The following is an 18,398-nucleotide window of genomic DNA, read 5'->3' on the forward strand; positions in this document are numbered from 1 at the left end:
GGAAAGAAAAAAACGAAACCGGAAATAGAGAGTGAAAGGCTCAGCGCGCGAGCGCACGGGCGCGCTTGCGCTCCATGCTTGCGGCCAGCAGCGACAGCGGCCAGCAGATGACGAAGTAGATCGCCGCCACCACCGAGAACACGATGAGCGGCTGGAAGGTTGCGTTGTTGACGATCTGCCCCGCGCGCGTGACCTCGACGAAGCCGATGATGGCCGCGAGCGATGTGCCCTTGATGATCTGCACCACGTAGCCCACCGTGGGCGCGAGAGCGATCTTCAGCGCCTGCGGCAGCACCACGTCGCGCATGCGGTCGACATACTTGAGGTTGAGCGCCTGCGCCGCTTCCCACTGGCCGCGCGGAATGGCCTCGATGCAGCCGCGCCAGATCTCGCCGAGGAAGGCGGCGCTGTTGAGGATGAGCGCCACGCCGGCGGCGATCCACGGGTTGATGTCCAGCCCCAGCACCGGCGCGCCGAAGAACACCAGGAACAGCTGCAGCAGCAGCGGCGTGCCCTGGAAGATCTGGATGAAGGTGGTCGAGATGCCGCGCGCCCACGTCGATTCCGACGTGCGCATCAAGGCGATGATCAGGCCCAGGATCGCGCCGCCCACGAAGGCGATGGCCGACAGCGCGAGCGTCCACTTGGCCGCTTCGAGGATGAAAAGGAATTCGGGAAAACCGAAGGTACGCATGGTGTTGTGCTCCGTCCGTCGTCTGTGTTCACCGGCGGTCCGGGTAGTCGAGCGTGCGCTTGTAGATCAGCTTGAACATGGCCGAGAAGGCCAGTGCCAGCGCGAGGTAGATGGCGGCCACGACGATGTAGATCTCGAAGCTGCGGAAGGTCTGCGACTGCAGGTTGGCGGCCACCGAGGTCAGGTCGTCGGCCGAGATGACCGACACCACCGCCGAGCTCAGCATCAGCAAAATGAACTGGCTCGTGAGCGCCGGGTAGATGGCCTTGAGCGCCGGCTTGATGATGACGAAGCGGAAGATTTCCCAGGACTTGAGGTTGAGCGCCCTGCCCGCCTCGATCTGCCCCTTGGGAATCGACTCGATGCCCGCGCGGATGATTTCCGTGGCGTAGGCACCCAGGTTCACCACCATGGCCACCAGCGCGGCCGTCTGCGGCGACCAGCGCAGCCCGATGGCCGGCAGCGCGAAGAAGAAAAAGAACAGCTGCACGAGGAACGGCGTGTTGCGGATCACCTCGATGTAGGCATTGACGATGAAGCGCAGCCAGCCCGGCCCCGAGGTCTTGCCCCAGGCGCAGAAGATGGCCACCACCAGCCCCAGCACCGTGGCGATGAGCGAGAGCTGGATCGTGATCCACGTGCCCTTGAGCAGCAGCGGCCAGGCGGCGAAGACGGCGTCGAATTGAAACTGGTAGTTCATGGAGGGCGGACCCGGAATCTGCGCGGCGCGGACGCACGCATACCCTGAAAGCAATGCTTGCAGCTTATATGAAACCGGTTTCAGGATTTCATAGGGATTCCCCTAGGTGGTCGTTTTGTCCCACCTTCTGCCTACTTCAATGTCATGCTGAATCCACCCGCGGCCAACATGCCCACAGAGGCAAATGCGTCTTCCACGAATGCGCCCACCGTGCAGCACTTCAGGCAGGCGCTGCTCTGGCCCCTGCGGCTGATGCCCGCGCCGCACGCCGGCCACCACCACGCTCCCTGGCATGTGCTGCGCGAGATGGGCGACGCGTCGCCCTGGCGCGAAGAGGTCGACGAATACACCGGCGACAGCAGCCGCTTCCACGAACGGCACTACAACGAGTTCGTGAGCTTCCTGCCGTACGTGCAGCGCTTCCTCTACGGCGAAGGCCGCTCACGAGGCAAGGACGGCGGCAGCGATGGCGACTCGCCGATGCGCATCTTCCGCCGCCATGACATCTCGGCCGTGCGCCTCGTGTCGCGCCCGGGCGATGCGCCGGTCACACTCGACGTGATCCATTGCGACCTGTACTTCTTCTTCGACATCGACGTGGTGATGCTCAACCTCGAAGTCGGCGCGAGCAACCTGAGCCTCGCGCAGGCGCAGGACATCCTCTATCGCTTCGGCCGCGCCTACCCCTCGGGCTGGGAGGCCGACGGCTCGGCGCTGCACTGCATGGCCAGCGTCGAATGGCTGGGCGCCGACGGCCGCGTGCTCGCGAGCTCCGACGCGCAGCAGCGCGAGGCCTTTCTCTCGCACGTGGCACAGCACCGCGCGCCGCGCATCGCCGCGCACTGGGCCTACCTGATGCAGCCGCTGGTGAGCGACCATTCGGAAGACGCGGGCGTGCTGCGCTACCGGCAGATCGAGTACTACCGCATGCCGGTGATGGCGTACCTGTCGCTGGACGACCCGCGCCGCCTCACGCGCGACGACTTCGTGCGGCTGGCCCTGGTCACCGGCGCGGGCTCCGGCACGAGCGAGGCCCACCTGCCCTACGCCGACCACCATCTCGCCGACTTCGAGCACAAGTACTGCTACGACCGCTTCTGGGTGAACGCGGGCGCGGCACCCAACACGCGCTACCTGTGCAACGGCCACGCGCTCATCGTGGTGGGCGACGCGCGCTCCGAGTTCTTCTGCTGCCGCGACCGCGGCGTGCTCGCGCAGTTCAGGCACCAGCACTTCCTGCTGTTCCTCATCGCGCACTTCCAGAAGGCCTCGCTGCTGATGTTCTCCGACCAGCTGGTGGAGGCGCTCAAGCGGCTGGACATACGCAGCACGCCGAGCGTGAAGCAGTTCAAGCGCGCCATCCGCGCGAGCTTCGAGCGCTTCCTGCGCTTCACGCACCGCTACTGGTTCCACGAGATTTCGGAGCAGGCGCAGGTGCGCGCCCTCTCCCACATGTGCGCCACGCACCTCGGCCTCGATCCGCTCTACGACGAGGTCAAGGCGCGCATCGCCGACATGAACACGTACCTCGACGCCGACAGCCTGCGCCGCCAGGCCGCCACCGTGGTGCGGCTCACGGTGGTCACGCTCTTCGGGCTGATCGGCACCATCACCACCGGCTTCCTCGGCATGAACCTGCTGGCCGAGGCCGAGGCGCCGCTGTGGCGCAAGGCCGTGTGGTTCGGCGTGGTGTTCGTCGCGACGACCTGGCTCACGATCTACACGATGGTGAAGTCGCAGCGGCTGTCGGACTTCATCGATGCGCTGTCGAACGACAGGCTGGGGTTCAAGGGCAAGCTGGCGGCGCTGGCGAAGGTGTGGCGGCCGGGAGCCGATTGACGGATGCCAGCCTGCAGAATCGGCCCATGCGCATCGCCATCGTCTCCGACATCCACGGAAACCTCCCCGCCCTCGAAGCCGTCGTCGCGGACATCGGCCGCCGCGGCGCGGACACCGTCGTCAACCTGGGCGACAGCCTCTCCGGGCCGCTGATGCCGCTGGAAACGGCGCGCTTCCTGATGGCACAGGACTGGGTTCATCTTGCGGGCAACCACGAGCGCCAGGTGCTCACGCTGCCCGCCGGCAAGCGCGGTGCATCCGACGAGTTCACTCATGCCCGCCTCGGGCCGCAGGAGTTCGCATGGATGGCCTCGCTCGAACACAGGCTCCAGTTGAGCCCCGAAGTGCTGCTGTGCCACGGCACACCCGACAGCGACCTGCACTACTTCCTGGAGACGGTCGAGCCGTCTCTGCTCAGGCCGGCCACGATGCTGGAGATCGATGCGCGGCTCGGTCAGGTCGATGCGCGGGTGCGACTGGTCGCCTGCGGGCATACGCACGTGCCTCGCGTGGTTCGTGCTTCGGGTGGGCAGTTGATCGTCAATCCGGGCAGCGTCGGGCTACAGGCCTACGACGATGTTCATCCGCGTCCGCACGTCGTCGAGACGGGTTCGCCCGATGCGCGCTACGCCATCGTCGAACGGCTGGCTACAGGCTGGGCTTCGACGCTGGTTTCGGTGCCCTACGACCATGCGAGCATGGCGGCGCTCGCGATGTCGAATGGCAGGCCTGACTGGGCCAGCGCCCTCGCCACCGGCCGGATGCCCTGAGACCGGCTCAGTCGCCGAACGCGACTTCCGCGCTGGCCACCGCGCGGATCGGCACGCCGAAGCTCGTGATGTCCGCGAGCGTGGTGTTGTGATGCTCGCGGATCTGCGCGCCCGTGGCGTGCGGCTTGTCGTGCGAGGTGTGGGCGTCGGCCGCGAGCACCACGTGATAGCCCAGTGCCGCAGCGCGGCGCACGGTGGTGTCCACGCAGAACTCCGAGGAGTAGCCGCAGACCACCACGCGCTTCACGCCGTGCTCGGAGAGCCACGCTTCCAGCGGCGTGCGCAGGAACGAATCGGGCGTGGTCTTGCGGATGCGCGCGTCGCGCGAATCGGTGTTCAGCGCGCTCGCGAGCTGCCAGCGCTCGGAATCGAACTCGAGGTCGACGGCGTTCTCGTGCTGGATGAAGGCCACCGGCACGCCGGCCGCGCGGGCACGCCCGGTGAGCGCGTTGATGCGCTGCATCACCTCGCCGGCCTCATGGGGGCGCGGCGGATCGTCGCAAAGGCCACGCTGGACGTCGATGACGAGAACGGCAGTTTTCATGAAATGCATCAACCAGAAGACGATCGGAAGGGACTCAAAAGGAGGCGAGGTTCTTGACCGACCAGAGTATGGCGCCCGCCACCAGCGTCGAGATCAGCGCGACGACCGCACTGGCACCGAAGGAAGTGCCGATGCCGATCTGGAACCCCAGCGTGTAGGCCACGAACAGCCCCACGAGCACGGCCACCGCCGGCCAGCCCTCGACGTGATGGATGCCCGTGCCGCTGGAGAAGCTCACGAAGGCCAGCAGGCCCAGCGCCACGAGAAGCGACGCATAGAAGACGGACTTGAACGACTCGCCCAGCGTCGGCGAGCTGCCCGACACGACCTGCGCCGACACCTTGACCACCACGGTGACGACCAGCAGCAGCGCGCAGACGGCCACCGTGAGCTTCAGCGGCGTCATGAACGCGAAGAACAGGATCGCGCCGATGAACAGGAGGTAGTGCATGGGGCGGGATTGTGGCCGATCAGGCACCGATCGAACCTGACTTTCAGCCTGCCCGCAGGTGCACTCAGAGGAATCGAACTCTCTGGAATTTCACTCCCACGCGCTCACTTCCAGCCGCACCTTGCCGCTGATGCCCGGCGCGGCAGGCGCGGCGCCCAGGCTCGACAGCGGCACCACGAACTGCAGCTTGCCGCTCGCCAGCTGCTTCGGGCTCATGGGCAGCGAAGCGCGGCCGGCGGTGTCGGTCTGCCATCCGTACTTGACGTTCCAGTTCTCGGCCGGGTCGCCGGGCTGGGGCGGCGCGATCTCGATGATCAGCGTGTCGCGAAAGAGCGAGCTGCCTTCGTAGTGGCCGTCGAGCCAGAACTTGTTGTTGACCTGGTAGTCGGGCACGCGCACGCCCAGCGTCATGGCGTAGGCCAGCGTCGGGCGGTCTTGCTTCACGCGCGCCCTGTTGGCGAGGAACACGGTCGACAGATAGATCGAGCGGCGGGCGGCCGTGGCCGGGTCGGTCAGCTCCTTGTGCGTGCGACAGGCGGGCGAGTCTTCTTCGGCGATGCGGCGGCTCAGGTACCAGCGCTTGCCGCGCGGCGCGGCAAGCAGCTCGACCTGGTAGAGCGCATCGACATCCGCGTCCTTGGGCAGGTCGGGCGGCAAGGTGACGCCGTCGACGTCGAACCACAGGTCCACGCGCACGTCGCCGAACAGGAAGCGCGTGAGGTTCTGGTAGGCCTCCTCCGAATTGACGATGCCGAAGTAGCCCGAGTGCGAGCGGTAGGTGTAGGCGGTGGCCACCGGCTGCGTCTTGCCAGCATCGTCGACGGCCCAGAGCGAGGCGTTCTCGATGCGCACGAGGCCGTCGCTGCCGTGGCCCGCGAACATGCGCGAAAGGCCCTTGGCGGTTTCGTAGTCGCCGCGGTTGGTGCCGACCATGCAGAAGAAGCGCTCCGGCGGAAAGGCGGCGGCCGGCAGGTAGTCCATGCGGCCGTTGACCGCAGGCGTTGCCAGGAACTCGGACATCTTGTCGCGGTTGAAGGTGTTCATCTCGTTCACCGTGAGCCAAGCCGGCACGTTGATGCCGCCCATGTCGATGCCGTTGTGCGGCGTGGCGTAGGTGAACACCTTGTCGACGCAGGCACGGGCCTTCGCGTCGCCGAGCGCGGGGTTCTGCAGGAAGGCGCGCACCACCAGCCCGCCCATGGAATGCGCGACGAGGTAGCAGCGGAAGTCGTCGGCCGTGAAGCCCGAGGGCCCTTCGCGCTGCACCACGAGGTCGCGCACGCGAAGGATCAGCTGGCTCAGGCCCTGCGCGTACACCTTGACGTCCTTGGCCTTGCCGTCGCCCAGCAGCTCGGAGCCCGAGTCGTAGTAGCGGTAGATGATGACCGAGGCCGAGGGAATGCCGTCGACGTCGTTGCCGTTCGCGTCGGGCGAGGGCTTCCAATCGGGGTCGAGGATGTCCAGGCCGTTCTGGTAGACGCTCTGGTACTGGAAGTCGGCCAGCAGCCGCACCATCGGCGATTCGAAGACGAACTTCTGCGCCGGGGCTTCCTTCTTCACGGTGGCGCGGTACACCGTGGAGCCGATGTTGAAGCCGCAGAACGGATCGGCCGCGGTCTCGTCGCGCTCCGACTCGGTCATGGCGTAGCCGCGCACGTAGATGATGGGATAGCGGTTGGTGCTCATGGATCTTGTGCCTCCTCAGAACGAGTGAAACCGATGAAGTCCGGCAGTGTGCCGGGCCTCGGCCGCGCCCGCCATACGGCGCATGGCATAGCACCGGAATGCCCCTCCTGCCCGAATGTTTCTATCGCTGAAACCATTGAAACACGCGCCTTCGATAGTCTCCGGCCATCCGACAAACACAATCCAGAAGGCTCTCCCATGGCTGAAGACCCGGGCTCGCAAGGCTCCTACCTGCCCCAACTCCTGCGCCGCGGCACCGCGCTCGCCGCGGCCGGCTGTGCCTTCGTCGCGGGCTGCAGCGCCGCCGGGGGCGGCGAGACGCGCTACGAGAACTCGCCCCAGTTCAAGGACGGCGGCTTCCACAACATGGCCAACCCCGACCTGCCCGCGCAGGCCAGCGCATGGCGCATCTGGTCGCGCTTCATCGTCGGCAGCAAGGTCGACACCGTGCCGGTCGATCCCATTCCCGTGAAGCCGCTGGACAAGGCCGCGCTCGACGCGCTCGACACGAAGACCAACCACGTGGTGCGCCTGGGCCACTCTTCGCACCTGCTGAAGCTGCGCGACAAGTACTGGCTGATCGACCCGGTGTTCAGCGACCGCGCGTCGCCCGTGCAATGGGCGGGGCCGAAGCGCTTTCACAAGACGCCGATCGCGCTCGAGGAACTGCCGCCCATCGAAGGCGTGATCCTCTCGCACGACCACTACGACCACCTCGACGTGGCGACCATCGAGTACCTCTCGAAAGACGTGAAGCGCTACTTCGTGCCGCTGGGCGTGCGCTCCCGGCTGGTGGCGATGGGCGTGCCGGCCGAGCGTGTGACCGAGCTCGACTGGTGGCAGTCGGGCGAGCACGACGGCGTGAAGCTCACCGCCACGCCCGCGCAGCACTTCTCGGGCCGCACGCTGGGCGACCGAGACCGCACGCTGTGGGCCTCATGGGTGGTGCAAAGCGGCGACCAGCGCATCTTCTACAGCGGCGACTCGGGCTACTTTCCGGGCTTCAAGCAGATCGGAGATCGCTTCGGCGGCTTCGACATCGCGCTGATGGAAAACGGCGCCTACGACAGCATGTGGCCCGCCGTGCACATGACGCCCGAGCAGAGCGTGCAGGCCTTCGAGGACCTGCGCGGAAAGGTGTTCTTCTCGGTGCACAACAGCACCTTCGACCTGGCCTTCCACGCCTGGCGCGATCCGCTGGACCGCATCGCGGCCCTCACTGAGGCCAAAAAGATCGAACTGGCCACGCCGGTGATCGGCGAGGTGGTGACGGTGGGCGCAGCGCGCACCAACACGCGCTGGTGGACCGATCTGCGCTGATCGGCCCTTCCCTTCCTGAGCCGGCGGAGGACTACCCGCCGCGCTCCTTGCGCTCGCGGGCGCGCCGCACCTGGCGCGTTTCGTTCGCCTGCGCGGCGATGCGGTCCTTGTCGCGCTTCTTCGCCGCCCGCTTCTCGCGCATGCGCCGGCCCAGCACATAGCTGCCGATGCCGGTAACCACGGCGATGAAGACGCCGATGACGCTGATGTCGATGCCGCCCATGGCTATTGCACCCGCACGATGCTCGCCGGCTTGAAGCCGAGGTCGGCCGCCTTGCCCTTGCGCGCGCGGCTGCCGCGCGCGTTGTTCAGCGTGCGGATCTCCAGCGTTTCCTCGCGCTCCTTGCCGCCGCGGCCGATGCCTTCGATCTTCACGCTGCGCGTGTAGGCGGCCGCGCCGGCCAGGGTGTCCTTGGCTTCCAGGTCGATCAGCGTGAGGCCGCGGCCGCCCTTGGGCAGGCTCTTGAGCTCGGCGATGTCGAAGGTCAGGATGCGTCCGCCCGTCGAGGCGCAGGCCACGTGCGTGGCCGCAGGCATCGGCTCGGCGCCGCTCGCACCGCCCACCAGCGACGGACGGCACAGCTGCTCGCCTTCGCCCACGTCGATGAAGGCCTTGCCGCCGCGCTGGCGCGACATCATGTTCTCGACCGTGGCGATGAAGCCGTAGCCGCCGGTGTTCGCCAGCAGCAGGCTGGCGCCCACCGGGCCCGTGAAGAAGTGCGTGACGTGCGTGCCGGCCTCCAGTTCGATGAGCGTGGTGACGGGCTGGCCGTCGCCACGCCCGCCCGGCAGCGAGGCCACGGGCACGGTGTAGACGCGCACGCTCTTGTCCTTGGCGCTGCCGAACACCAGCAGCGTGTCGACGCTGCGGCATTCGAAGGCCTCGTAGAGCGCGTCGCCCGACTTGAAGCTGTATTCGGGCGCCGCGCCGTTTCCGTTGCCGGCCGCCTTCTCGCTGGCCCAGCCCTTCTGCGCGCGGACCCAGCCCTTCTGCGACACGATGACGGTGACGGGCTCGTCGACCACCTTCACCTCGGCCACGGCGCGCTTCTCGGCCTGGATCAGCGTGCGGCGCGCGTCTTCGAAGGTCTTGGCGTCGGCTTCGATCTCCTTCACCAGCAGGCGGCGCAGGGCTGCGGGGCTGGCGAGGATGTCCTCGAGTTTCTTCTGTTCCTCGCGCAGTTCCTTGAGTTGCTGCTCGATCTTGATGGCTTCGAGCCGCGCAAGCTGGCGCAACCTGATTTCGAGGATGTCCTCGGCCTGCACCTCGCTGAGGTTGAAGCGCGCAATCAGCGCCGCCTTCGGGTCTTCCGCCGTACGGATGATCGCGATCACCTCGTCGATGTTCAGCAGCACCAGCTGCCGACCCTCGAGGATGTGAATGCGATCCTGCACCTTGCCCAGGCGATGGCGTGAGCGCTTCTCGACGGTGATCTCGCGGAAGGCAATCCACTCGTTGAGCATCTGGCGCAGCGACTTCTGCGTGGGCTTGCCGTCGATGCCGACCATCGTGAGGTTGATCGGCGACGAAGTCTCGAGCGAGGTCTGCGCGAGCAGCGTGGTGATGAACTCTTCCTGGCTGATGCGCGAGGTCTTGGGCTCGAACACCAGGCGCACGGCGGCGTCCTTGCTGGACTCGTCGCGCACCACGTCGAGCACCGACAGCATCGCGGCCTTGAGCTGCGTCTGCTCCGCGCTCAGCGCCTTCTTGCCGGCCTTGACCTTGGGATTGGTGATTTCCTCGATTTCTTCCAGCACGCGCTGCGAGCTCACGCCCGGCGGCAGCTCGTTGACCACGAGCTGCCACTGGCCGCGCGCCAGCTCTTCGATCTTCCAGCGCGCACGCACCTTGAGCGAGCCGCGGCCGGTGCGATAGGCGTCGGCGATGTCGGTCGGGCTGCTGATGATCTGCGCGCCGCCCGGATAGTCGGGGCCGGGCACGATGGCGAAGAGTTCTTCCTCGCTGAGCTTGCCGTTCGACTTGATCAGCGCCACGCACGCATCGGCGATCTCGCGCAGGTTGTGGCTCGGGATTTCGGTGGCGAGGCCGACCGCGATGCCGCTCGCACCGTTGAGCAGCGTGAACGGCAGCCGCGCGGGCAGCAGGCGCGGCTCTTCGGTGCTGCCGTCGTAGTTGGGAATGAAGTCGACCGTGCCTTCGTCGATCTCGTCGAGCAGCAGGCTGGTGATGCGCGCCAGCCGTGCTTCGGTGTAGCGCATGGCCGCGGCGCCGTCGCCGTCGCGGCTGCCGAAGTTGCCCTGGCCGTCGACCAGCGGATAGCGCTGCGAGAAGTCCTGCGCCATGCGCACCAGCGCGTCATAGGCGGCCTGGTCGCTGTGTGGATGGAAGCGGCCGAGCACGTCGCCGACCACGCGCGCGCTCTTCACGGGCTTGGCGCCCACGGTGCCGTTGGTGCCGCCGAAGCCCAGGCCCATGCGCGACATCGAGTACAGGATGCGGCGCTGCACCGGCTTCTGGCCGTCGGACACATCGGGCAGCGCGCGGCCCTTGACCACGCTGAGCGCGTATTCGAGGTAGGCGGTCTGGGCGTAGTCGGCGAGGGTCAGGGTGGTGTCGCCGTCGGTGGGACCGAGTAGATCGAGCGGAGGTTGGGAATCCATGAAAGAACTGGTGAGAAAAACTGTTGTTGTGGCTGCAGGCTGCGCGCTCAGCCCAGAGTAAAGGCTTCGTGGACGGCGGACTGCACGGCGCCGCCGAGCACCGCGCCGCCGCCGGCGACGTAGACCCAGTCGCCGATGACGGCCGCGCCCACGGCGTGGCGCGGCGTGGTCATCGGGGCGTGTCGCTGCCAGGTGTCGTCGACGGGGTTGTAGCTTTCCATCTGGCCGAACACCTTCGCCTGGCGCGGCACGCCGTTGACGAGGATGCCGCCCTCCCCGCCCATGGCGAAGAAGCGGCCGCGATACACCACGAGCCCGTGGCCCGAGCGCGCGGTGGGCAGCGGCGAGCGCAGCTCCCAGGTGTCGCGTGCGGGCAGGTAGACGTGGTGCAGGTCGGTGTTGTATTCGAAGGTGTTGAAGCGCCCGCCGATCACGTGGATCTGGCCGCCGTGCGACACGCAGCCCACGTGGTCGCGCGCACCGGGCAGCGGCTTGCGTGCCGACCAGCGGTCGGCCTTGGGGTCGTAGACCTCGTGCCAGCCGACGCTCGCGCGCTCCGCCGCGGGCTCCGAGGCACCGCCGATCAGGTGCAGCGCGCCGTCGAGCATCACGGCGGCGGCAGCGCCACGGGGGCGCGGCAGCGGCGCGATGGCGCTCCAGCGGTTGGCGGCGATGTCGTAGACGTAGGCGTTGGTGTCCGAGCGGCGGTTCTGCTCGACGAAGCCGCCAAGCGCATAGACCCGGCCGCCGTCGGCCGTCACCGCCACGTGGTTGGCGCCTCGCGGCAATGGCGCGCCGTCGAGCCAGCGGTCGGCCTTCGGGTCGTAGATGTGGTGGTAGTCGCGGTTGACCTTGCCTTCGCCGTACCCGCCGACCACGTGCATGCGGCCCATCGCGGCGGTGGCCCAGGCCATCTCGCTGCGCGGGATCGGCAGCGCCGCGCGCGGCTCCCAGCGCCCCTGCGGACCGGGCGGCGCGGAACTCTCGGTGAAGCGCTGGGCCTCCTGCTCGGGCGTCATGTGGTGCGGCACGCCGCCCTGCAGTCGCGCATAGGGCTCGGCCGACGAGGGCACGGCCGGCAGCGTGTCGTGCGTGGCCGGATGCTGCGCACGCGCCGTGCCCGCCACCATGCCGGCGGCGGTCGCGAGAACGAAGCTTCGACGGTGCATGGTCTCCTCCCTACTCCGGTCGATCAGGACAACGGCGTGCCCGGTGGTGCATCGGCCGCGCCTGTGGGCACCGCCGATGGCTCGGGTATGTCGGGCATGGTCGGCATGCTGCGCGGCGCGTCTGAAGGCATGTTGCCTCGGCCGAGCGCGCCGCCCTGCGGCACCGTCAGCTCCATGCGGACGCGCCCGGGCGCCTTGCCGCCGCCGCGCGCAACGCCGCCACCCGCAGCAACGGAGGGCTTCAGGTACGCATAGAGCTGCAGCACGGTCTGCACGTAGTTCTGCGTTTCCTTGTAGTTCGGGATCTTGTTGCCCGCGCGCTGCACCGCGCCCTCGCCCGCGTTGTAGGCGGCCAGCGCGAGCTCGATCTGCCCCGGGAACATCGCAATCAGGTCACGCAGATAGCGCGATCCGGCGGCGATGTTGATGCGCGGGTCGAACAGCTTCTTCTCGATGGTCGCGCGCTTGTCCGCCGACACGCCGTAGCGCTGCGCGGTGGCAGGCATCAGCTGCATCAGGCCCATCGCCCCCTTGGGCGAGACGGCCTGCGCGTCGAAGCCCGACTCGGTGGCGACCAGCGCCTGCAGCAGCTCGTAGTCGATGTCGTGCTTGTTAGACGCATCGCGCAGCGCCGACTTGGCGGTCTTGTAGCTCGGCGAGGCCTCGAACATGGCAAGCAGGCTCTGCGAGGCGGCCGGCACCTTGCCGTCGAGCCTGCCGGCGCCACGGCCCAGCGGGGAGATGCCTTTGGCGGTGTCGAAGCTCTGGCCACCGCGGAAGAAGATCTGGTAGCGCTCGTCGATCTTCTCGGAAGCGAAGTGCGCGTTGCCCTTGCTGTCGATGTAGCCGTAGATGTCGGCGGCGTGCGCGCCCTGCAGCGACAGCACGAGGGCTGCGCACAGCATGAACGGACGGAACCAGCGTGTCATGGCGATGCGGGGCCTGTGCTCAGAACCACCAGCCGTAGCGCTTGCGGCGCTCGGCGTGGACTGCGGCATCGTCACCCATGCTTTGAACCTGGCCGCCACCCTTCAGCCCGACCCAGAGCGACATGCCGCCCAATGCAAGAACGATGAGGAAGACGGGCATGTGCTCGAGTACGACGCCATTGAGGATCATCGACACGGCCATCCCCAGGAAGACCAGCGCGGCACTCCAGCAAAGAACGCGGCGCATCCAGAGCCATGTGGTGGCGACAACGCGCTCGATCCTGCCGGGCTCGGCGTTGTCGTTCACCGCGTCATCCCACCAACCCATCCAGACGAACACGAATGCCAGCAGGATGCAGACACCGGCGAAGAACATGTTCGCGGCCTGCCCGACCGGGTCGCGCTGAGCCAGCAGCAGTCCTGCCGCTCCAGCAACGCAAGCCCCTGCCAGCGAACCGCAAATGATCTTGTGCCCGTTCATGCCCTGTCGTGAGAAATGTTCCGGCCGGAATCAGACGTCGATATCGACATCGTCGGCGCGCAACTCCATGAGCTCGCGCCGCGCCGCCGCTTCGCCCTTGCCCATCAGCTTGGTGATTTCGCCCTGGGTGGACGTGAAATCGAACCGGCCCAATTGGACCTGCATCAGGCGCCGGGTGTCCGGATTGAGCGTGGTTTCCCACAATTGTTCCGCGCTCATTTCGCCCAGGCCCTTGAAGCGGCTGATGCTCCAGGCGCCTTCGCGCACGCCGTCCTTGCGCAATTTGTCCAGCGTGGCGGTCAGTTCGCCTTCGTCCAGAGCATAGACCTTGGAGGCCGGTTTCTTGCCGCGCGCGGGGGCGTCGACCCGGAACAATGGCGGCTTCGCGACATACACATGGCCGGCTTCGATGAGTTTCGGAAAGTGCCGGAAGAAAAGCGTGAGCAACAACACCTGGATGTGCGAGCCGTCCACGTCGGCATCGCTCAGGATGCAGATCTTTCCGTAGCGCAGGCCGCTCATGTCGGGCGTGTCGTTGGGGCCGTGCGGATCGACGCCCACGGCCACCGAGATGTCGTGGATTTCGGTGTTGGCGAAGAGACGGTCGCGCTCCACTTCCCAGGTGTTGAGCACCTTGCCGCGCAGCGGCAGGATGGCCTGGCTCTCCTTGTCGCGACCCATCTTGGCGCTGCCGCCGGCGGAATCGCCCTCGACCAGGAAGACTTCGTTGTGACTGGTGTCCTTGCTCTCGCAATCGGTCAGCTTGCCGGGCAGCACGGCCACGCCGGAGCCCTTGCGCTTCTCGACCTTCTGACCGGCGCGCTGGCGCGTCTGCGCGGCCTTGATGGCCAGTTCGGCCAGCTTGCGGCCGTAGTCGACGTGCTGGTTGAGCCACAGCTCGAGCGCAGGGCGCACGAAGCTCGACACGAGGCGCACGGCGTCGCGCGAATTCAGGCGCTCCTTGATCTGGCCCTGGAACTGCGGGTCGAGCACCTTGGCGCTCAGCACGTACGAGGCGCGCGCGAACACGTCCTCGGGCAGGAGCTTCACGCCCTTGGGCAGCAGCGAGTGCAGCTCGATGAAGCTCTTCACCGCGGTGAACAGGCCGTCGCGCAGGCCGCTTTCGTGCGTGCCGCCGGCGCTGGTGGGAATCAGGTTGACGTAGCTCTCGCGCACCGGCTGGCCTTCCTCGGTGAAGGCCACGGCCCAGTCGGCGCCCTCGCCCTCGGCGAAGTTGTCGGCGTTCTTGTCGGCATGGCCGCTGCCCTCGAACAGCGGAATGACCGGGTCGCCGTTGAGCGTCTGCATCAGGTAGTCGCTCAGGCCGCCCTTGTAGAGCCACTGCTGCGTTTCCTTGGTCTTCTCGTTGACCAGCGTGACGCTCACGCCGGGCATCAGCACGGCCTTGCTGCGCAGCAAGTGGGTGAGTTCGCCCATGGGCAGCGCGGCGGTCTCGAAATACTTGGCGTCGGGCCAGGCGCGCACAGTGGTGCCCTGCTTGCGCTCGCCGGCCTCCAGCTTGCGCACTTCGAGCTGCTCGATCACGTCGCCGCCGCTGAAGGCCAGCCTGGCGACCGAGCCCTCGCGGTGCGTGGCCACTTCGAGACGCTTCGACAGCGCATTGGTCACCGACACGCCCACGCCGTGCAGGCCGCCCGAGAAGCTGTAGGCGCCGCCGGAGCCCTTGTCGAACTTGCCGCCGGCATGCAGCCGGGTGTAGACCAGCTCGACCACGGGGGCCTTCTCTTCGGGGTGCAGGCCGAAGGGAATGCCCCGACCGTCGTCCTCGACGCTGACCGAGCCGTCGATGTGCAGCGTGACCTTGATCTTCTTGCCGTGGCCCGCCAGCGCCTCGTCGGCGGCGTTGTCGAGCACTTCCTGGATGATGTGCAGCGGGTTGTCGGTGCGGGTGTACATGCCCGGGCGCTGCTTGACGGGCTCGAGGCCCTTGAGCACGCGGATGGAGCCTTCCGAGTAGCCGGAGGATGCGGACGATGAGCTGGGGGGAGTCTTGGGGGGAGTCGCCATGGGGGCGAATTGTAGTCAGTCGCCGCCAAAACAACTGGATGTTCATACAGGCCGCGCTTTGATGCGACATGCGCATCGAAAAGCCGCGGATAAATCATCAATGGCTCCGGCCGCCACGCCACCTGCCGGAGCAGGCGAATCGTTACATTCGAAGTCATGCAATCCCCCTCCGCCCCCGCGCTCTCGGTCAAGCAAGTCCTTTTCTGCGGGGCGATGATCGTCACGCTGTCGATGGGCATACGCCACGGCTTCGGCCTCTGGCTTCAGCCGATCACTCAGGCGCAGGACTGGAGCCGGCAGACCTTTTCCTTCGCGCTGGCGATCCAGAATCTTTCCTGGGGCATCTTCGGCGTGTTCGCGGGCATGCTGGCCGACAGGTTCGGCGCGTTCCGGGTGCTGATCGGCGGCTCGCTGCTCTATGCGCTGGGGCTCTTCGGCATGGCGCATTCGCCGACGCCGCTGCTCTTCACGCTGAGCGCGGGCATCCTGATCGGCGCGGCGCAGGCGGGCTCGACCTACGCGGTGATCTACGGCGTGATCGGGCGGCAGATTCCGGCCGAGCGGCGCTCGTGGGCCATGGGCGTGGCGGCCGCGGCCGGCTCCTTCGGTCAGTTCCTGATGGCGCCCATCGAGGGACGGCTGATCGGCCACCTGGGCTGGCAGACGGCGCTGGCCGTGGTGGCGGTGCTGGCGCTGGTGATCGTTCCCCTGGCCTTCGGGCTGCGCGAGCCGAAGACGGCGGCGCAGGCCGGGCACCGCGAGCAGTCGGTGATGCAGGCGGTCGGCGAGGCCTTCCGGTACCCGAGCTTCGGCCTGCTGATGGCGGGCTACTTCGTCTGCGGCTTCCAGCTGGCCTTCATCGGCATCCACATGCCGACCTACCTGCGCGACCGCAGCCTGCCGGCCGAGGTGGCCGGCTACGCGCTGGCGCTGATCGGGCTCTTCAACGTGTTCGGCACCTACACGGTGGGGCTGCTGGGGCAGAAGCTGGCCAAGCGGAAGATCCTGGCGGCCATCTATTTCGCGCGGGCGGTGTCGATCGCGCTCTTCCTGATGGCGCCCATCTCGCCGATGAGCGTGTATCTCTTCTCCGCCGCGATGGGCTTCCTGTGGCTTTCCACGGTGCCTGCGACCAACGCGATCGTGGCGGGCATCTTCGGCGTGGCGCATCTTTCGATGCTCAGCGGCTTCGTGTTCCTGAGCCACCAGGTCGGCTCGTTCCTGGGCGTGTGGCTGGGCGGCTATCTGTATGACACCACGGGCAGCTACGACATCGTCTGGTACATCGCGATCGCCCTGGGCGTGTTCGCGGCGGTGGTCAACCTGCCGGTGAAGGAAAGCGCGATCTCGCGCCCTTCGCCGCGGCCGGCGGGCGCCACCGTCTGATCGGCCCGGTTGCGCAAGAATCGGGGCCATGACTCCTCGAATGCGCCATCACGTCGTCCACGCGGGCTGGCTGGCCGCCGCGCTGGCGGTGCTGGGCGGCGTGTTCGCGCTGTACGTGCATCCCGACTTCCTCGTGACGCTGGTCGACCAGATCTGGTCCTGCTTCTGAGCTACGATTTGCTATGAAAGAAATAGCACCGATGCACGGCCTGGCTGCCCCTTCCGAATGGATCGTCCGCTGGTCGCACCTGCTCGCCCCCGAAGCCGGCGTGCTGGACGTGGCCTGCGGCGGCGGGCGGCACATGAAGTGGTTCGCCGGACGCGAGCACGCGGTCACCGGTGTCGACCGGTCTCCTGAAGCCGTCGAGGCTGCCGGCGCTTTCGGCCGGGTCGTCGAGGCCGACATCGAATCCGGCCCATGGCCCTTCACCGGCCAGGCCTTCGGGGCCGTGATCGTCACCAACTACCTGTGGCGGCCGCGCATGGCCGACATCGTGGACGCGGTCGCGCCGGGCGGCGTGCTGCTCTACGAGACTTTCGCCGCGGGCAACGAAACCGTCGGCAAGCCCTCGCGGGCCGACTTCCTGCTGCAGCCGGGCGAGCTGCTGGCGGCCTGCGCCGGAATGCGCGTGGTGGCGTACGAGGACGGCTTCATCGCGCAGCCGGAACGATTCGTGCAGCGCATCGCCGCCGTCCGCCCGGCCGTGGCCGACTCCGGGCTGCCGGCGCGCCACTTCCTTAAGGGAAACTAAGGGGCCCGGGGCCGCTGTCTGGCGGGGCGCCGGAGTAAGTAGAATCGGCGCTTTCGTCCACCGACAAAGAGATTCCCCTTGGAGCAACTGACAGGCAGCATCGTCGCGCTCGTCACGCCGATGCACGACGACGGCAGTGTCGACTACCCCGCCCTGCGGCGACTCATCGACTGGCACATCGAAGAAGGCACCGACTGCCTGGGCGTGGTCGGCACCACCGGCGAGTCGCCGACGGTCGATGTCGAGGAGCACTGCGAAATCATCCGTGTCTCGGTCGAGCAGGCCAAGGGCCGCGTGCCCGTGATGGCCGGCTGCGGCGCGAATTCCACCAAGGAAGCCATCGAGCTCGCCAAGTTCGCCAAGGGCGTCGGCGCCGACTCCCAGCTCCAGGTCGTGCCGTACTACAACAAGCCCACGCAGGAAGGCCAGTACCAGCACTTCAAGGCCATCGCCGAGGCCGTGGGCGACCTGCCCATCGTGCTCTACAACGTGCCCGGCCGCACCGTCGCCGATATGGCGCACGACACCGTGCTGCGCCTGGCGCAGGTGCCCGGCATCATCGGCATCAAGGAAGCCACCGGCAACATCGAGCGGGCCCAGTGGCTCATCCGCGAAGTGCCGAAGAACTTCGCCGTCTATTCCGGCGACGACCCGACCGCGGTCGCGCTCATGCTCTGCGGCGGCCAGGGCAACATCAGCGTCACGGCCAACATCGCGCCGCGCAAGATGCACGAGCTGTGCGTGGCAGCGCTGGCGGGCGACGTGAAGCGCGCCATGGAACTCCAGTTCGAGCTCATGCCGCTGCATCGCAACCTGTTCGTCGAGCCCAATCCGATCCCGCTGAAGTGGGCGATGGCACGGCTCGGCCTGTGCGGCGGCGCGCTGCGCCTGCCGCTCACCGAACTCGGCGAAGCGAGCCGCCCCGCGGTCGAAGGCGCCCTGCGCGCCACCGGCCTGCTGAAGGGCTGAGCACTCCTCTCCAGCACGTCCCGGACCCGCCTTTCCCCTGGCCGCAGCAAGGTTAAGC

Annotated in this window: 18 protein-coding genes; 7 read left to right on the plus strand and 11 right to left on the minus strand. The window is 67.4% G+C overall.

Going from position 1 to position 18,398, the window contains the following annotated elements; translation table 11 throughout:
* Window positions 1–40 precede the first annotated feature (40 nt).
* Entirely contained in the window at window positions 41–694 is a 654-nt protein-coding gene (locus ABL840_RS26090; RefSeq protein ID WP_093303999.1) for an amino acid ABC transporter permease, read from the minus strand.
* Window positions 695–722: 28 nt separating this feature from the next.
* On the minus strand, window positions 723–1,394 hold the full coding sequence (locus tag ABL840_RS26095; RefSeq protein ID WP_093203119.1) for an amino acid ABC transporter permease: 672 nt from the start codon (window positions 1,392–1,394) through the stop codon (window positions 723–725).
* A 168-nt stretch (window positions 1,395–1,562) separates the two neighbouring features.
* On the opposite strand from ABL840_RS26095, the gene ABL840_RS26100 reads away from it, so the two are divergent.
* Together ABL840_RS26100 and ABL840_RS26105 are read left to right on the plus strand one after the other, a co-directional pair.
* Window positions 1,563–3,233: a hypothetical protein gene (locus ABL840_RS26100; protein ID WP_093303996.1), complete on the plus strand. Its 1,671-nt coding sequence runs from the start codon at window positions 1,563–1,565 to the stop codon at window positions 3,231–3,233.
* A 26-nt stretch (window positions 3,234–3,259) separates the two neighbouring features.
* Window positions 3,260–4,003 carry a metallophosphoesterase family protein gene (locus ABL840_RS26105; protein ID WP_093303995.1) on the plus strand — a complete coding sequence of 248 codons (744 nt, stop codon included), beginning with the start codon at window positions 3,260–3,262 and terminating at the stop codon, window positions 4,001–4,003.
* A 7-nt stretch (window positions 4,004–4,010) separates the two neighbouring features.
* On the opposite strand, the gene ABL840_RS26110 is transcribed toward ABL840_RS26105, so the two are convergent.
* The 3 genes from ABL840_RS26110 to ABL840_RS26120 form a co-directional block, all read right to left on the minus strand.
* On the minus strand, window positions 4,011–4,547 hold the full coding sequence (locus tag ABL840_RS26110; protein ID WP_093303992.1) for a cysteine hydrolase family protein: 537 nt from the start codon (window positions 4,545–4,547) through the stop codon (window positions 4,011–4,013).
* A gap of 34 nt (window positions 4,548–4,581) precedes the next feature.
* Complete coding sequence (locus tag ABL840_RS26115) at window positions 4,582–4,998, minus strand: hypothetical protein (RefSeq protein WP_093303990.1); 417 nt, start codon at window positions 4,996–4,998, stop codon at window positions 4,582–4,584.
* Between the two features lie 90 nt (window positions 4,999–5,088).
* Window positions 5,089–6,684, minus strand: a complete 1,596-nt coding sequence (locus ABL840_RS26120) for an esterase/lipase family protein (protein ID WP_093203132.1) — start codon at window positions 6,682–6,684, stop codon at window positions 5,089–5,091.
* Between the two features lie 198 nt (window positions 6,685–6,882).
* Here ABL840_RS26120 and ABL840_RS26125 point away from each other — a divergent pair, with 198 nt between their 5' ends.
* Window positions 6,883–8,004: an MBL fold metallo-hydrolase gene (locus ABL840_RS26125; RefSeq protein ID WP_093303988.1), complete on the plus strand. Its 1,122-nt coding sequence runs from the start codon at window positions 6,883–6,885 to the stop codon at window positions 8,002–8,004.
* Between the two features lie 31 nt (window positions 8,005–8,035).
* Here ABL840_RS26125 and ABL840_RS26130 read toward each other — a convergent pair whose 3' ends face one another.
* The 6 genes from ABL840_RS26130 to ABL840_RS26155 are packed head-to-tail and all read right to left on the minus strand — an operon-like array spanning window position 8,036 to window position 15,233.
* Window positions 8,036–8,227, minus strand: coding sequence for a hypothetical protein (locus tag ABL840_RS26130; RefSeq protein WP_093303986.1), 192 nt, complete (start codon window positions 8,225–8,227; stop codon window positions 8,036–8,038).
* Window positions 8,228–8,229: 2 nt separating this feature from the next.
* Complete coding sequence (parC, locus tag ABL840_RS26135; protein ID WP_093303984.1) at window positions 8,230–10,626, minus strand: DNA topoisomerase IV subunit A; 2,397 nt, start codon at window positions 10,624–10,626, stop codon at window positions 8,230–8,232.
* Window positions 10,627–10,673: 47 nt separating this feature from the next.
* Entirely contained in the window at window positions 10,674–11,795 is a 1,122-nt protein-coding gene (locus ABL840_RS26140) for a Kelch repeat-containing protein (protein WP_093303982.1), read from the minus strand.
* Window positions 11,796–11,818: 23 nt separating this feature from the next.
* The gene (locus ABL840_RS26145) at window positions 11,819–12,724 is read right to left on the minus strand and encodes a lytic transglycosylase domain-containing protein (protein ID WP_093303980.1); all 906 of its coding nucleotides are present in this window, start codon (window positions 12,722–12,724) and stop codon (window positions 11,819–11,821) included.
* 19 nt (window positions 12,725–12,743) lie between these two features.
* Window positions 12,744–13,205 (minus strand): hypothetical protein, encoded by a 462-nt coding sequence (locus tag ABL840_RS26150; protein ID WP_093303977.1) that lies wholly within the window; start codon window positions 13,203–13,205, stop codon window positions 12,744–12,746.
* Window positions 13,206–13,235: 30 nt separating this feature from the next.
* Window positions 13,236–15,233: a DNA topoisomerase IV subunit B gene (locus ABL840_RS26155; protein WP_093303975.1), complete on the minus strand. Its 1,998-nt coding sequence runs from the start codon at window positions 15,231–15,233 to the stop codon at window positions 13,236–13,238.
* Window positions 15,234–15,389: 156 nt separating this feature from the next.
* Here ABL840_RS26155 and ABL840_RS26160 point away from each other — a divergent pair, with 156 nt between their 5' ends.
* The 4 genes from ABL840_RS26160 (at window position 15,390) to dapA (ending at window position 18,340) form a co-directional block, all read left to right on the plus strand.
* Window positions 15,390–16,619: an MFS transporter gene (locus ABL840_RS26160; protein WP_093303972.1), complete on the plus strand. Its 1,230-nt coding sequence runs from the start codon at window positions 15,390–15,392 to the stop codon at window positions 16,617–16,619.
* A 28-nt stretch (window positions 16,620–16,647) separates the two neighbouring features.
* The gene (locus ABL840_RS26165; RefSeq protein ID WP_170217221.1) at window positions 16,648–16,788 is read left to right on the plus strand and encodes a hypothetical protein; all 141 of its coding nucleotides are present in this window, start codon (window positions 16,648–16,650) and stop codon (window positions 16,786–16,788) included.
* Between the two features lie 13 nt (window positions 16,789–16,801).
* Window positions 16,802–17,371, plus strand: a complete 570-nt coding sequence (locus ABL840_RS26170) for a class I SAM-dependent methyltransferase (protein ID WP_093303970.1) — start codon at window positions 16,802–16,804, stop codon at window positions 17,369–17,371.
* A gap of 120 nt (window positions 17,372–17,491) precedes the next feature.
* Window positions 17,492–18,340, plus strand: coding sequence for a 4-hydroxy-tetrahydrodipicolinate synthase (dapA, locus tag ABL840_RS26175; RefSeq protein WP_240652283.1), 849 nt, complete (start codon window positions 17,492–17,494; stop codon window positions 18,338–18,340).
* The last annotated feature ends 58 nt before the right edge of the window (window positions 18,341–18,398 follow it).

The sequence above is a fragment of the Variovorax sp. NFACC27 genome (assembly GCF_048301545.1).
Lineage (GTDB): Bacteria > Pseudomonadota > Gammaproteobacteria > Burkholderiales > Burkholderiaceae_C > Variovorax > Variovorax gossypii.

What these genes read in the sequence shown, in the direction of transcription:
- ABL840_RS26090 (WP_093303999.1), bottom strand. Translation starts at nt 694, where the DNA reads ATGCGTACCTTCGGTTTTCCCGAATTCCTTTTCATCCTCGAAGCGGCC.
- ABL840_RS26095 (WP_093203119.1), bottom strand. Translation starts at nt 1,394, where the DNA reads ATGAACTACCAGTTTCAATTCGACGCCGTCTTCGCCGCCTGGCCGCTG.
- ABL840_RS26100 (WP_093303996.1), top strand. Translation starts at nt 1,563, where the DNA reads ATGCCCACAGAGGCAAATGCGTCTTCCACGAATGCGCCCACCGTGCAG.
- ABL840_RS26105 (WP_093303995.1), top strand. Translation starts at nt 3,260, where the DNA reads ATGCGCATCGCCATCGTCTCCGACATCCACGGAAACCTCCCCGCCCTC.
- ABL840_RS26110 (WP_093303992.1), bottom strand. Translation starts at nt 4,547, where the DNA reads ATGAAAACTGCCGTTCTCGTCATCGACGTCCAGCGTGGCCTTTGCGAC.
- ABL840_RS26115 (WP_093303990.1), bottom strand. Translation starts at nt 4,998, where the DNA reads ATGCACTACCTCCTGTTCATCGGCGCGATCCTGTTCTTCGCGTTCATG.
- ABL840_RS26120 (WP_093203132.1), bottom strand. Translation starts at nt 6,684, where the DNA reads ATGAGCACCAACCGCTATCCCATCATCTACGTGCGCGGCTACGCCATG.
- ABL840_RS26125 (WP_093303988.1), top strand. Translation starts at nt 6,883, where the DNA reads ATGGCTGAAGACCCGGGCTCGCAAGGCTCCTACCTGCCCCAACTCCTG.
- ABL840_RS26130 (WP_093303986.1), bottom strand. Translation starts at nt 8,227, where the DNA reads ATGGGCGGCATCGACATCAGCGTCATCGGCGTCTTCATCGCCGTGGTT.
- parC (WP_093303984.1), bottom strand. Translation starts at nt 10,626, where the DNA reads ATGGATTCCCAACCTCCGCTCGATCTACTCGGTCCCACCGACGGCGAC.
- ABL840_RS26140 (WP_093303982.1), bottom strand. Translation starts at nt 11,795, where the DNA reads ATGCACCGTCGAAGCTTCGTTCTCGCGACCGCCGCCGGCATGGTGGCG.
- ABL840_RS26145 (WP_093303980.1), bottom strand. Translation starts at nt 12,724, where the DNA reads ATGACACGCTGGTTCCGTCCGTTCATGCTGTGCGCAGCCCTCGTGCTG.
- ABL840_RS26150 (WP_093303977.1), bottom strand. Translation starts at nt 13,205, where the DNA reads ATGAACGGGCACAAGATCATTTGCGGTTCGCTGGCAGGGGCTTGCGTT.
- ABL840_RS26155 (WP_093303975.1), bottom strand. Translation starts at nt 15,233, where the DNA reads ATGGCGACTCCCCCCAAGACTCCCCCCAGCTCATCGTCCGCATCCTCC.
- ABL840_RS26160 (WP_093303972.1), top strand. Translation starts at nt 15,390, where the DNA reads ATGCAATCCCCCTCCGCCCCCGCGCTCTCGGTCAAGCAAGTCCTTTTC.
- ABL840_RS26165 (WP_170217221.1), top strand. Translation starts at nt 16,648, where the DNA reads ATGACTCCTCGAATGCGCCATCACGTCGTCCACGCGGGCTGGCTGGCC.
- ABL840_RS26170 (WP_093303970.1), top strand. Translation starts at nt 16,802, where the DNA reads ATGAAAGAAATAGCACCGATGCACGGCCTGGCTGCCCCTTCCGAATGG.
- dapA (WP_240652283.1), top strand. Translation starts at nt 17,492, where the DNA reads ATGCACGACGACGGCAGTGTCGACTACCCCGCCCTGCGGCGACTCATC.